Annotated in this window: 9 protein-coding genes; 4 read left to right on the top strand and 5 right to left on the bottom strand. The window is 58.8% G+C overall.

From position 1 onward, the window contains the following. Window positions 1-139 precede the first annotated feature (139 nt). The 3 genes from PLJ71_17035 (at window position 140) to PLJ71_17025 (ending at window position 4,667) form a co-directional block, all read left to right on the top strand. A complete protein-coding gene (locus PLJ71_17035) occupies window positions 140-787 on the top strand; it encodes a class I SAM-dependent methyltransferase (GenBank protein ID HQM50396.1) in 648 nt (215 codons plus the stop codon). A 211-nt stretch (window positions 788-998) separates the two neighbouring features. Beyond that, a complete protein-coding gene (locus tag PLJ71_17030) occupies window positions 999-3,434 on the top strand; it encodes a PIG-L family deacetylase (protein HQM50395.1) in 2,436 nt (811 codons plus the stop codon). Window positions 3,435-3,671: 237 nt separating this feature from the next. Further along, a complete protein-coding gene (locus tag PLJ71_17025) occupies window positions 3,672-4,667 on the top strand; it encodes a sugar phosphate isomerase/epimerase (GenBank protein ID HQM50394.1) in 996 nt (331 codons plus the stop codon). Window positions 4,668-4,752: 85 nt separating this feature from the next. Here PLJ71_17025 and PLJ71_17020 read toward each other — a convergent pair whose 3' ends face one another. Together PLJ71_17020 and PLJ71_17015 are read right to left on the bottom strand one after the other, a co-directional pair. Then, window positions 4,753-6,465 carry a glycosyl hydrolase family 32 gene (locus tag PLJ71_17020; protein HQM50393.1) on the bottom strand — a complete coding sequence of 571 codons (1,713 nt, stop codon included), beginning with the start codon at window positions 6,463-6,465 and terminating at the stop codon, window positions 4,753-4,755. A 450-nt stretch (window positions 6,466-6,915) separates the two neighbouring features. Beyond that, window positions 6,916-8,952, bottom strand: a complete 2,037-nt coding sequence (locus PLJ71_17015) for an alpha-galactosidase (GenBank protein HQM50392.1) — start codon at window positions 8,950-8,952, stop codon at window positions 6,916-6,918. 335 nt (window positions 8,953-9,287) lie between these two features. On the opposite strand from PLJ71_17015, the gene PLJ71_17010 reads away from it, so the two are divergent. Further along, on the top strand, window positions 9,288-11,222 hold the full coding sequence (locus PLJ71_17010; protein HQM50391.1) for an ABC-F family ATP-binding cassette domain-containing protein: 1,935 nt from the start codon (window positions 9,288-9,290) through the stop codon (window positions 11,220-11,222). 22 nt (window positions 11,223-11,244) lie between these two features. On the opposite strand, the gene PLJ71_17005 is transcribed toward PLJ71_17010, so the two are convergent. The 3 genes from PLJ71_17005 to nrfH form a co-directional block, all read right to left on the bottom strand. After that, window positions 11,245-11,712: a hypothetical protein gene (locus PLJ71_17005; GenBank protein ID HQM50390.1), complete on the bottom strand. Its 468-nt coding sequence runs from the start codon at window positions 11,710-11,712 to the stop codon at window positions 11,245-11,247. Window positions 11,713-11,794: 82 nt separating this feature from the next. After that, window positions 11,795-13,222 carry an ammonia-forming cytochrome c nitrite reductase subunit c552 gene (locus PLJ71_17000; protein HQM50389.1) on the bottom strand — a complete coding sequence of 476 codons (1,428 nt, stop codon included), beginning with the start codon at window positions 13,220-13,222 and terminating at the stop codon, window positions 11,795-11,797. Window positions 13,223-13,251: 29 nt separating this feature from the next. Then, complete coding sequence (nrfH, locus tag PLJ71_16995; protein ID HQM50388.1) at window positions 13,252-13,710, bottom strand: cytochrome c nitrite reductase small subunit; 459 nt, start codon at window positions 13,708-13,710, stop codon at window positions 13,252-13,254. Window positions 13,711-13,918 lie beyond the last annotated feature (208 nt).

The raw sequence follows: 13,918 nt of genomic DNA, 5'->3' as shown, positions 1-13,918 counted from the left end.
TGTGCCGAAGCGGGGGGGCGGGCTGTATCACTTGCGGAAATCCAGTAGCATAATGAGAGAAGGATTGTGGCCGCTGCTCAGTTGTTATGGACAGTAGCCGTATTATGGCGAGGCTTTAAGAGTCGGAAAGGATGGTAGCATGAGAAACTTCGCATTGATCGCTGCGATGGTCCTCGTGTCGGTGGCGGCATTCGATGCACCCGTCACGTATTCCGCTGAGGGAAGCCTAAGCAACGATGAAGCACGCAATAGCTTCATCAAGGAGTTCAAGCGGACCGGATTGAACACGACACCGGAGGACGCGATGTTGTTGCGGATTCTGGTGGAAAGCAGAAACGCGCAACGGGGCGTTGAGGTGGGCTCGGCCACGGGCTTTGGCGCCATCAACATGGGCATTGCGTTCGAGCGCACGGGAGGCCATCTATATACTCTGGAGATCGATCCCGCCATGGTGAAAGCCTGCCGGGAAAACGTGCAGAAACTGGGCCTTGAGAAATCGGTCACGTGCATCGAAGGCGACGCATTGAAGACGCTTCCTGCTCTCGAAGGAGAGTTCGATTTCGTGTTTATCGATGCGGTCAAGAACGACTACTTCAAATACTTCAAACTCATCGAGCCAAAACTCAAACCCGGCGCAGTAATTGTCGCTGACAATGTCATCAAATCAGCGGATGCGATGAAGGATTACTTGGACTACGTCCAAACCAGTCCTGACTACGATACCGTCATCGTTCGTGCCTCCGACGAAAAGGGGGACGGTATGGGCATCACGTACAAGATCAAATAACGATTGTGGCCACTTTTCCCGTTCTCGCCCTTTCGCGGAGGGCGGGCTGCACGCTTTCCATGTCTAGTGGCGCGTTCCGGAGCCGGCATCGATGCGGCGAGGGCTGCGTGCTGGACCTCCGCGAACAGTGCTACACTAGACCCGGACCGCCTCCGAGAGAAGCGAACGCGGGCGTGGCGCGGTTTATTAGAGCACCAGAGGAGTCAGAAGGATGCGTATAAGCACGGCTTGGGTCGCGGTAATTGCCGCAGTGTTCTTGTGGGCTCATGTGTCGGCAGGCGCTCCGGTGGAGAAAAAGTTGCGCGTGGTGGTGTTTGGAGCGCATTGCGATGACCCGGAGACCGGCGCGGGCGGGCTCGTGGCGGAATTGACGCAGGCGGGACACGAGGTGATCCTGGCATACGCAGCCACCTTCCGCGGCGACCGCACGATAAACGGCGAACCCGAGGACACGGTGCGACGGCGGGAATCTACGGCCGCCTGCGCAATCCTGGGTGCGAAGCCGTATTTCTTTCCGTTTGACATGGGAACGCTGACTGCCGATGCCGCCACGGCAAAGCAGTTTACGGACTGGTTGACTGAGATCAACCCGGACATCGTGCTGGCCCACTGGCCCTTGGATACGCACCCGAACCATCAGGTGGTCGGCGCGCTGGCATGGCAAGCGTACCGCCATGAAGGCGGATGGACCCTCTACTATTTCGAAGTCCTCACCGATACCCAATCACTGAGCTTTCGTCCGGACGTTTACGTGGATATCGGGCCGGTCCAAGAGGTCAAAAAGAAGGCCATCGACTGCCTGGTAAGTCAGGACCCGACCGAGTTGTGGCGGCTGCATGACGCCATGCATCTGGCACGTGGGAAAGAGTGTGGTTGCGAACGTGCCGAGGCCTATTTCCTGGTCGAAGCCAAACCGGGAGCGGCATTATTGCCTGTGCCTCTGAGAATGCGGCTGGACGGCGTCGCAGGGCTGCGCCGTCAGGAGGAAATCCTCGATCGGGGCCTCGTCGCCATGCCGCTCGCCAACGGCGGCGTCTATCTTGGTTGGCGCTTGTTCAGGGGCGATTTCCCGGAGCTGGCATTCAATGTGTACCGCGCCGTGGAGAATGGCTCTGGCGTAAGACTGAACGAAACACCGCTCGAAAAGACGTCCGACTTTTCCGACGGCTTGGCTCCTGCCGATAAGGACAAGACCTATTGGGTTGAGCCGCTCCTGTACAAGATGCCGCAGGGAACCTCGAAGAAAGTGACCGTGAAGGCTGGCGCACCGGCGTTACCGTATATCTCCATGAAGCTCAATGACGATTACGCCGCTCAGAAAGTGGGCTGTGCAGACCTTGACGGTGACGGCGCCTATGATTTCGTCATCAAACAGCCCGATGCCAACGTGGACCCCTACGAAAAGTATTGGAAACCCAGCCCGGGCACCTACAAGCTCGAAGCATATCTTCAAGACGGCACGTTTCTCTGGCGCAAAGACCTTGGCTGGTCCATCGAACAAGGCATATGGTACTCGCCGTACCTCGTCTATGATTTCGACGGCGATGGCAAGGCCGAGGTCGCTGTCAAAACCGGCGAAGGCGATCCGCGCGACACGGACGGCCGCGTGCAAACCGGCCCCGAGTATCTTTCCATTCTGGACGGCCTGACCGGGGAGGAAGTCACCCGCGTACCGTGGCATCCGCGCCTGGACGAATACAATTTGTCGTCGCGGAATCAGTTGGGCATGGCGTATCTCGACGGGAAAACGCCCCACCTGATGATGGCCCGCGGCACGTATGGAGAAATGCGGCTGGCGGCCTACCGCTATCGCGGAGGGAACTTGGAGCGCGTTTGGGAATGGACCAATGCCGCTGAACCCAAGACATTCTGGGGGCAGGGCGCCCATTTCATGCATTGTGCCGACGTGGACGGTGACGGGCGTGACGAGGTCATCCTCGGCTCTTGCGTGATAGATGATAACGGCAAGAGCTTGTGGGCGACCGGCCTGGGCCATCCCGACCATTGCTACGCCGGTGAGATTGACCCCACCCATCCGGGCTTTGAAATCTACTACGGCATTGAAAGGAGCAACCCGGGAAACAGCGTATGTCTCGTGGACGCCAAGACCGGCGTGCTCGTCTGGGGCATCAACGAAGAGAGCTGGCATGTCCATGGCCAGGGCTTGTGTTCCGACATTGACGCCCGTTATCCAGGCCTCGAATGTTACAGCGGCGAAAAGGATATGCCGAAAGACAGGCCGCACCGCTGGCTGCATGCCGCCTCAGGCCAATTGCTTGCCAGGGAGGACACGTGCGATCTCGGCCTGGGGCCCAGGGCAGCCTATTGGGACGCCGATCTGCAACGGGAACTCGTTACCGACTCCCGCATTTACAAGTTCGAAACAGGCGGTACGTGCTTCGAACCCCTCGAAGGCCGCCAGGCAGCCTGGGCCGATGTGTTGGGCGACTGGCGCGAGGAGATCATCACGAGCTTCCCCGGCGAGTTGCGCATCTATACATCCACGATTCCGGCCGCGGACCGGCGCCCCTGCCTGATGCAAGACCCGCTTTACAGGCAGGACGTCGCGCATCTGGCCATGGGGTATCCACAACCGCCCATGCTGTCATACTGCCCGTCGTACACGTCACAGGCCGCGGTTCGCTAGACGGAGGCCCATCCCGGCCCGGCTCGGTCACGAGGAGCAGTAGTGCACACCTATGACAGGTGGCCGGCCCTTTGGGCACGCCCTCCAGACCACGACTCATCCCCCAATCGGGCTCTTGTCCGGCGATTCGGGCTGCGACAAAACGCTTGGTGTGCGCCTCTCACTTAGGGTAACCTAACGTGTCACCCACAGGCTTTCGTCAAGACGCAGTGAACCCGACCCAGGAGGTGTTGCATCATGTCCGAGAAGAGGGAACATACGGTCGAAACGCCGGGCTCGACCCGGCGCGAGTTCATGAACCATGCGGTGCTGGCCGGTGCGGCGGTCTCGGTAGCAGTCGAGACAGCTCAAGCCGCGCCAGCGGGCCAGCCCGGCGCGCCTTGGGAGTCCAGCGAACGCATGGGTATCGGCATCAACCTGGAATACGTCCGGCACGCCGACAAGAGCCTCGCTTACGGCGTCAAGCGTGCTGGGGAGATCGGCTACAAGTGGGTCGAGCCGTGCATGTTGGACGGCCGCTGCCTGCTCGCCAACGCCGGCTACTGCCACGTGACAAGTTTCGACACGGACCCCAAGGTCATCAAAGACATGTGTGAGGAGGCCGGCGTGCAGATCAGCGGGTTATCATCCCACTCGGATCTGCTCAATCCCGAATACGGCGTTCAATACGCGCGAAGGGGTATTCGCTATGCCCGGGCGCTTGATGTGAAGGTCGTTCAGATCTGCGAGGACATGCATCCGCCCAAGTGGCTCGACGAGGCCGAGGCCTATAATGTGATGCGGATCAACCTCCGCGCGATCTCGGAGACGTGCGAGGAAAACGGGGTGTGCATTGCAATCGAACCGCATGGGCCGTACACCGCCAAGGTTGACCGCATGACGCGAATCCTGTCGCTGGTAGACTCGCCGTGGGTCAAATGCAACTATGACTGCGGAAACACCTTTCTCGCCAACTCGGACCCGTACGAAATGCTGGATGCCGTAATCGACAAGGTTGTTCATGTCCACGCGAAAGACATCTCGGTGAAGCAGGCCGAGGCGGAACGCGGCAAGGTTACCGGCACGGCTGTCGGCTGCGCCTGCGGCGATGGCGTCATTGACTGGAAACGGATCGTGGGGCGGCTGAAGGAAGCCGGTTACAAGGGTGTGCTGTCAGTCGAGTGCGGCACGGAGGAGGAGGCAACCCGCTCCCTGGCCCACCTGACAAATGTGCTGCAGGAACTCGATGCCTGAAGTAAGGTTCTCAACTTTGATTTGACCCGAATGCGTTCGGGAAACACGGTATCTTTGCGAGATCTTGGAGCGAAGAAAGCTCCTGCTACCTGTATGCAGGAGATGCCCCCTGGGTGTCGATGGCGCTTATGAAACCCGGACCGCCGGCCGCGACATATCCCCGGCTTGCCCCAGAAGAATCCGGGCTTGTCCAGAAGGAATACAGCTTGCCCTGCCTGAGATGAAACCGGATTCTCACGGGGGTTTCGGGCAGGCTCGAAAGGCCGTCGGCGTTGTTCCAACGGATTTCGGTTGATGTGGTGTCCTGCCGGACAGGTATGCAGTCCGCATAGGTGAACGGAGCAATTGCGTTCCCGTCCGAGCCCACCATCTCCGCGCGCAGTTCTCCTTCCTCGGCACTGACGTTGACAAACAAGTGCCTGCCCGAGAAACGTAATGGCCGCGTGGTAAGCGTTGCGGTCTCTTCGGCCGCGTTCATGGACGCAAACCCGTCGCGCCGCAGGATGGCTAACCCCGTGCTGCCGCCTGCGTCGCAAAAGAAGGGGGGATCTCCCCGGCGGCCGCTCGCGTAGAAATAGAGTTCGCCGCCCACCACAAGACAAACCCCGCCGACGGATTGGACGTTTCCCCAGTTCCAATCCTGGCTGTTATCCGAAACGGGAAGGAACGATCTTCGGTCAGGACGGAACCAATGGAACCCGTCACGGCTGAAACCAACACAGACTTCGTTGATCTTGGGTCTGTAATGGGCCGTGTCGGCCACTGCCCGTTGGATGGCAAACAATCCGAGAAGCACGCTTTCGTAGGCGACGGCATCGAGGTTGTAGAGTTCCGTAGCCAGCGCGCCGGGGGGACGACTGGCATCCAACGCATCCGCCGCCGTCCAGAGCACGGGCTCCAGCGGTTTCCAGAGAGTGTTCCTGACGAGGTCCGGACTCTCCCAGTATTTGCGGCAACGCACGGCGTGGGCAACGCCCTCGACACAGGCGGAATAGTGGCGGATACTGAACACCCATTGCCTGCGAAACGGGTTCCAAAAAGCGGAATTCCGGTCTCCGCACGGGCCGGTTCTCGCGGTTTCGCCTCCCCAGTGAATTCCGTCCGGCGAGAAGTGGACGCGCATCGAGCATAGCGAGCCGCTCCACGCAGTACCTGTCTCGAGAGCCTCTGGGTCGGCCCGTGAAAGGATGAGTCTGTACCGCCGCCCGGGCTCGCGTTCCTCGAGATCAAGCCACACGACCGACGCACCCGCCGCGTTCGGGAAAACGATGTTTGTGCCGGGCACCACGTCGAGAGACGGCTTCTCCCAGTGCATGCCATCCTGTGAAACGGCATAGCACAGATGCCGATCACGATAGTCGGCAAAATACCACATTTTGAACAGGCTGTCGGCCGGATCAAACCAGACCCCGCCGCTGAAGGGCATGGCCATCGGCCCCTGGCGGTCGCCGTGTCCGGTTTGTTCCCACGGTCTGTCCGCCTTGAGCACTGGGTTGCCGGGATGGTAACGCGGCAAGTGAAATTCCCGCGTCATGGTCGTGTTGTCAATAAGAAAATCGTCAACAAACAGTTGGCGTCCGACGTCAACGAACACCACCTCGGGCGGGTGTTCTAAGTACGGCGGTACCGATGATTCCAATCCAAACGAGGCCTTGTTTGGGGGCCAGTCGCCGGGAAGGATTATCCCGTTGTATGTTGGGACGCCGTCCTGTGCGGTCGCATAGAGCGAAGCAATAATCCCGGAGGCGCTCAACGTAAAAACGAAGAGGGCTGTAATGTGTTCCGAGAGTCTGGCCATGGAGACGAGTATACCAACTGGTCCGGCACGCCGTGAAATATGCGCGTATAGACCCGTTCGCCCACGCGCGACAGCCGCAACTCCCACGGTGAATGATGCAAACATGGGACGAAGTAATGGTAATAACCTTTACTACCGCGGTCTTTGCGCCGGGGATTGCGAGGCCCGCTGAGGGGAACGTGATGTCGTATTCTTTCGGCCGGGATACGCGGATTATGCTTGTGGCACTCACTTTTCTGCTGAGGTGGGCGCCGGCCGAAAGGGGGGTGCCGGTGGTCCAGGTGGGTCAGGAGGCTGTCCCCCAGTTCGACGGCAAGCCCGACGGATCGGTCTTGGCGGAGTGCGCTGCGTTCCAGCGCCAATTTCCGCGCGCCGATCGTGGCTCGACGAAATGCGCCCAACGTCTACCGCGGCATGGCTTCCGTCTGGGCCCGTCTGCGCGGGGCCAGGCTACTGCTTCCTCTGATAGCGCAACAGTGCTGCGCCGGGTTCGTCCGCGACAGGGATCGAAACCCCGCGGTCCATTAGCTCGCGTCCCGTGGATTCGATGGTGGCGGATGTGTCAAGGTCGGTGACGGTGTAGGTCGTGCCTGGGTCCAAGCCGTGGAGTTTGGCCTGGAACGAATCGGCGTCCGTCTGTTTTCGACGGAATGCCTGGACCATGCCGTCGCCTTGTTCGGGGCGGTTGAATTGCCAGGCGAGCCAGCATTTCTCGTCCAGGCTGTAGGGTGTCAGCGGATAATAGTCGCCCAAGTAAGAGTCGGCAACTTGACGCCATTGCCCGATCATGCGGCGATAGAGATCCCAATCCACTTCCTCGTTGCGCACATCGCAAATGAGGCCGAGTGCGGGCGTCATGTAGCTGCGGACCGAATAGATGGTCTGCTGCGGGTTATAGTAGACGCCTGTGCCGAAGTACGGAATCCACGAGGCAATGCCGTAGGTGTGCCCTTGGTTGCCGATCGCCCATTGAGGGTGTCCTTGGAAGTCCTGGTAGTCGCTTCGGAGGAGTGGAATAGCGCGCCGTAACGTCTCAATGTCGTTACGACGCCCCCCGCCAGCGCAGGAATCAATCGGCATGCCGGGATGGCGCCGCAACAATTCATCCCAGAAGGCCAGATAACCCTGGACATGCAGATTTTCATGAATGCCCAGGCGGTTCGGGGCGTCGCTGCCTCTCCAATAGCTCAGGGGACTCAGATTCATGTCCTGGCGGTAGAAATCGACGCCTTCGTCGCGAATTATCGTGTCGATATGGTTGGTGATCCACTCGCGGGCCTTGAGATCGCCCAGATAAAGCAATTCCAGTCCGTATGGCTCCGGCGGCATGCTCTTGAGCATTGCCTGAGGATTGTTCCTGGCCGTGATGCTCCATGGGTAGGCCGACTCGGGTTCGAACCACACAATCAGACCCATGTTACGTTCGTGTACATAGTCGCTGATGGCTTTCAGGCCGTTGGGAAAGCGATCTTTCGCTACGACCCATTCGCCCTGCCCGCCAGGAAACCAGCCGGCGTCGACCCACCAGTAGTCGAGCTGGATGCCTTGTCTGGTGAGTTCGTCAATGAAGAGTTTCTCGCCTTCTTCAGTGTTCTTGGCCCAGCCGTAGAAACCGTAGTCGCAGAAAGTCAGCAGAGGACGAAGCGGTTTTCCCCCGGGATGCGGGAGGTTGTGCGCGAACATCCAGCGCCGCCAGAGATTCTGGGCTCGCACGACGTCATTTCCTTCCCAAAACATCAGGGCGATCAAGGGCGTGCGGATCTCTTCACCGGGCTCGAGATAGAGCCGGGTGAGTTCTTGCCCAGCGGTAACTTGCAGGCCCCGGTCGGCCCTATGCCAGAACGTAGCCGCCCATTGGCCCGTCCAGCCAACGGCCATTATCATGCCTTTTCCGTTGGGCATCGCCAGATTGAAGTAAGGGAAGGCGGTGTCACAGGGGCGCCCACCATCTGGCGCAAACGTCTTCTTCGTGTTCGGCCACAGCGTTACCTCATATGGAGCGTAGCTGTCGGCAACATTATGATCACCTGTGCTGCCGCGGAGCACGTACCCGCCCAAGTCGTCAGGGGGAAATGAAACGTCGAGTCCCTGGAGGCCTTCGATCAGGGACGTGTCTTCCTTACCGTTGTTCTTGAGCCAGGCTGTCCATTCGACTACCGGGAAATCGTTGTATGACACGGCCACCCAACGGACCAGCAGCTTGGACTGTGGGTCTTCGTAGCTCAACGCGTGCTCGGTCCGCTGTGCGTCGAGTCGCCGGCTCGTCCGCTGAAACTTCCACGCCGACAGCAGTTCCGCTGAGGGTTTTCCACCGTAGAGGAAGGAAAAGCCTGGCTCGCCGGTCTGTGGCTCGATGGCGCCGTCGAACCGGCCCGCCCAACGTTGTGCCTCGGCCATTTCATCGGGTGTTGCTGTCGGCGGCTCTGCTTGGAGAGCAGAAGATAGCCCAAGAAGGGCGAGAATAGCCAGCAGTATCGATTTGCGCATCTAGCGAGTTCCTCCTTGCGAGAACATTGCCACAGCGCTATCGGACGGCGCAAATGGGGCAAGGAGTTCTGGCGCTGCGGGTTCCCCGCGGCTTGTGTGCCGACGCTCTTGCTGCCTGACTGAGCGTCTTGGCGCGATTTCCGCTGTCGGGCTATAATGATCGCGTCAGCGGCGCGCGGACGATGTTGTATGGGAACCCAATCGTCCTTAAACAATACTCTTAAGGTTAACGGCGGCTGTCTTTACACCGTTGCCCGCGTGTCGAGAACCAGTATTCTGACAGTTACCGCGTGAACCCGTCTCGTGGACTATGAGAGGCGTTATTTGGACCAAATATGGCTTCGGGCGCTACACTGCAACCGTTTCTCGGCGTACAAGATGTCTCAAAAAGCTATGGCAGCCAGCGGGTTTTTGAGAACATCTGCTTGACCATCCATGAGGGCGATCGAATCGGACTCATCGGCCGCAACGGCTCGGGTAAGTCGACGCTGCTCAAGATCTTGTTTGGCCAGGAGTCTCCGGATCAGGGGCTCGTGACGCGGCGCCAGGGAATCCGGGTCGCGCTCTTGCACCAAGAGCCCCCCGTGGCTGGACACGAGACAGTCGGCGATGTTTTCACGAGCGCTACCGCCGAGGTTCACCGTCTCCTTCACGCCCATCATAATCTGGCCGTGCAAATTTCCACCGAAAGCCCAGGCTCGCGGCGCAATAAACTGGCCGCGGAGTACGAACAGGTGCAGCACGCTTTGCGTGTGCACGAGGGCTGGAACATCGACGCGGAAGTCCGCCGTTTGATGACAGTACTTAATGTGCCGTCGAGAGAGCGCCGTTTGGATACGTTGAGCGGGGGAGAACTTCGCAGGCTGCAGCTCGCCGCGACAATTGCGTCGAGTCCCGATGTTTTGCTTCTGGACGAACCCACAAATCACATTGATGCCGAGAGCGCCCAGTGGATCGAGGATTTTCTGACGGCGTATCCGGGGAGCTGCGTTCTGGTGACTCATGACCGCTACTTCCTGGGCCGCGTGGTGAACCGTATCGTCGAGTTGGACCAGCGGCAGGTGTTGTCTATCGAAGGAAACTACGAAGCTTTTCTCGAAAGAAAGGCTCAGTTGGAAGAACATGCGGCGCGGACCGAAGCCAACCGGCAGGCCGCCATCAGACGGGAACTCGTGTGGCTGCGGCGTGGGGCAAAAGCCCGCACGACGAAGCAGAAGGCGCGTATCAAACGATTTGAGGAACTCGACTCTTGGGATGCTTTCAAGCCCCAAGAACCCCTTTCTTTCGAAATTCTGTCGCCAAACCGCTTGGGCAAACGTATCCTCGAAGCGGAAGGGCTCTCTTTGTCCCTGGGGGGGCGTATGCTCTTTCGCGATTTCTCGATCATCATGCAGAAAGATATGCGCGTCGGAGTAATCGGGCCCAACGGGTGTGGCAAGACCTCTCTATTGCGTGTTCTCATGGGACAGATTGAACCCGGCGAAGGAAAGCTCTTCATTGGGGACGCCACAGAGTTTCTTTACGTAGACCAGAACCACGAGGAGGTCAATCCCACCAGCACTGTACTCAAATTCATCTCGAACGGAGTTCGGGACGTCGAGATCAACGGGAGACGCCTGCACATCCCCGCCTACCTCGAACGATTCCTGTTTGACCGCAGCGTCATGAACATGGAAATGCAGTATCTCAGCGGGGGAGAGAAGAACCGCCTGGATCTCGCCAAGAAACTCATGGCGGGAGGCAATTTCATCGTGCTCGACGAACCCACCAACGACATGGACCTCTCTACCCTGCGCGTCCTCGAGGAAATGGTGCTTGCGTTTCAGGGATGCGCCCTCGTTGTCAGCCACGACCGCTATTTTTTGAATCGCGTTTGTACGCATATCGTCGCGTTTGAAGATGGGCCCATAACAGTAACAGTGGCGGGCAACTATGACGACTACATGCGATACCGTAAGGGGACGGCGGAGGCCGCGCCTCGGGAGATATCCGCATCGGACCAGCCCAGAAGAAAACCCCGCGAGACCACTACTCCCCGTCGGCTGACCTGGCGTGAAAAGCGCGAACTGGAGGCCATCGAGGAGACCATTCTCAAGGCCGAAGACGAGGTAAGCCGTTTGCAGCGTGAGGTGAACGCTCCGTCATTCTATAAGAGGCCCAATCAGGAAGTGCAGAAGGTGCTTGCGGAACTGGAAGCCGCGGAGAAACGGACCCACGGCCTGTACGACCGGTGGTCCGAGCTTGAAGGGATCGCCGGCGAGGCGCAATAGAGCTGTCCTGACTACGCTGACGTCATCTTGTGGCTGCAACGGCTGTTTTTCTGGCAGCTTCTACGGCCTGCACCCAGTCCTCGGTGTCACGCACGGCCCAGGCAATGCTGTCCGCACCTTCTCCTGCGTCGAATTTGACAAACAGCAATGGTCTGAAGATGGTTTTGCCTAAATGGCTTCTTGTTGTTGTCACGCACGTAAGACTGGTAAGGGGAATGTCGATTTCGGTACGGGGAAGCGCCTGAACAAACCATAGCAGCGATTCCGTGAGTACCAGGGCGCCGTTGCCCCGAATTTGTGCCAGGCCCTTCATTGAGCGGCCGAAGTACTGAGCCCACAAGTCCTTGCGAAGAACCTGCCTGGAGGAAAAGCGTTCGGCAATAACCCGTTCGAGTCTGTTTCTGAGCAGGCGTCCCACCATGTGCAGAATCAGCAAGACGGTGAGTACAGTCACTGTAATCCCTGAGGCTATCCATACATATTCTGGCATCAGCCGATACCCTTGGTCCGTCATTTACGTTATCAAATACACCTGTCCTTCCGCGGGTATTCGCCCTGTCTTTCGCAAATCGCTATTGGGCTGCGGCCGGGGACGGGGATTCGCCCGCCGCCAAAGCTATCTGGCCCTTGCGAATATGGTCCATGGCCTTGAATAGGATTCGCGCAATCTCCTGGGAAGCATGAAACCCCGAGGAGTTCTCGGCCTCAACCCAGTCAATCAGGAAGGATGCGCGCCGTTGGGCCCTGCGTGCCTCATCCAAGCGTTCCGGGGCCGTCCCGGCGGTTTGGCCCTTCTTTATAGCCTCTATAAGGTCCATCAGAGCAGCCATGCTCATGTCACGCATCTCGAATGTCTTGGTCTGGATATTCTCGGCCCGGGCCTTCAACTCGTCCTCGGGCGCCCTGTGGCATGTCTGGCAAGCGTTGTTGATATTCAGCAGCGGGCTGCGCACGTGGTGATCGCTGACCTTCATGGCGCCGACCCGCACATAGGGCATATGGCAGTCCGCGCACGCAACGCCCGCCCGCGCGTGAATCCCCTGGTTCCAGGACTCGAACTCCGGGTGCTGCGCCTTAAGCATCGGCGCGCCGGTATCGGCGTGTTTCCAATCCTGGAAGTCAATCGAGTCGTAGTACGCGAGCACGTCATCCGCTTTGTAGCCGTTGTGCCAGGGATAGGTCAGGCGCTTTTCATCGCCTTTGAAGTAGTATTCGACATGGCACTGGCCGCACACATAGACGCGCATCTCCTGCCGTGTCGCCATCTTGTTTACGTCGTAATCCGGAATCCCTTCCGCAGCCTTGACAAGCGAGATCCCCTCGAGGAACGCCGGACGCGTTATACGCAATTCCATGGTCTCAGGGTTGTGGCAATCGATGCAGGCGACGGGATGCTCAACAAGCTTCCGCGCTTCCTGATACGGCATGGGGTTCATCATCTCAAAGCCTTTGATCAGATCGCCGCCGCCGAGCTTCTTGTAGGGAACATACACGGATGCGTGGCAATGAATGCATGCGCCCACTTGCGGTTTCTGTTGGCGCTCCGTGAATGTTTGATCCTCGAGCATGTAGGCGTGCCCGCGCTCTTCGCGAAAGTCTATCGCAAAAGCATAGCCCGCCCACATCGTTTTCAGGCGGGGATCCAACTCGAGCCGGGACTGCGCCACTTGCGATCGCGGGTCGGCCTCGGTCGGGGTTCGGGGCAGCGCCTCGCTGCCGCCGAACTTGGTCCGTTGCATATCAACCGTCCGCTTGTACAAGTCGTACTGCAGGGGAAAGTTCTTGCCCCAGACGGCCGGATCTTCGGTCTCGTCGGTGATCTCGACCACTCGGAAAAACGGGTTTCGTGCTTCTTGTTTTCGCTCGAAGATATTGACCAGCAGGGCCGTCACGCCGAACGCCGCAACAGCAACGGTCAGGGCAAGCGTTGCGGACAGCCAGAATACCCGTTTTGGAGACAGTCGAAGACGATTCTCCGCATCATGGTTTGCGTCGCTCATGACAGTTGCTCCTTAAGGTCGCCGTGGAACTATTCCAGATGCCCAACAGCACTGTGGCACCGTATGCACTCCATTGGCTCGCCGCCTCCGCCGCCAAAATCTATCTGATGCACGATATCCTCGTGGCAGTAACGGCAACTGGCTTCGGCAATGTCCCGGTTGAACTGCGTAATCTGAATGGGCTCGTGAAAATGGCCCGTGGTGAAAGCCAGCGAATGATGGTACCCGTTGACGCCCTTTGTATAATACTTTGGAATCAAGGAGTGGGGGGTATGGCAGTCGTTGCAGGTGGCAACAGCATGGTGGCTGCCTTTGGCCCAGGCATCATAATGGTCTTGCATGATATGACAGTTGGCGCATGTGGCGGGGTCGTTGCCCAGGTAGGAGAACCCCTTTGCGTAAACGAACGTGTATGAGCCCACACCAAGGCCAAGCCCTGCCACGGACCCAAGGATGATGGCGGCTATTCGGGCAATCCGGCGATACATGGTCTTGTCCGGTCCTGGACTTATGGCGCCACTCTGAGAAGGCCACTCATTGTTCAGCAAGGATAACACAGATGACTGGTCAAATCAAGAGAAAGACGATAGTATTTGTCCGTTGAGTGGGAGGGCCTTTCCCGTCTACCCCTCCAGAATGTGAGGGGTGGCCATGTGACTCAATTAAGCATGTGTTCTCCGGCAGATTCGCGGCGCG

This window comes from Candidatus Hydrogenedentota bacterium, assembly GCA_035416745.1.
Classification (GTDB): domain Bacteria; phylum Hydrogenedentota; class Hydrogenedentia; order Hydrogenedentales; family SLHB01; genus UBA2224.
Note: the sequence above shows the minus strand (reverse complement) of the source record. Positions and strands in the feature narration are given on the sequence as shown.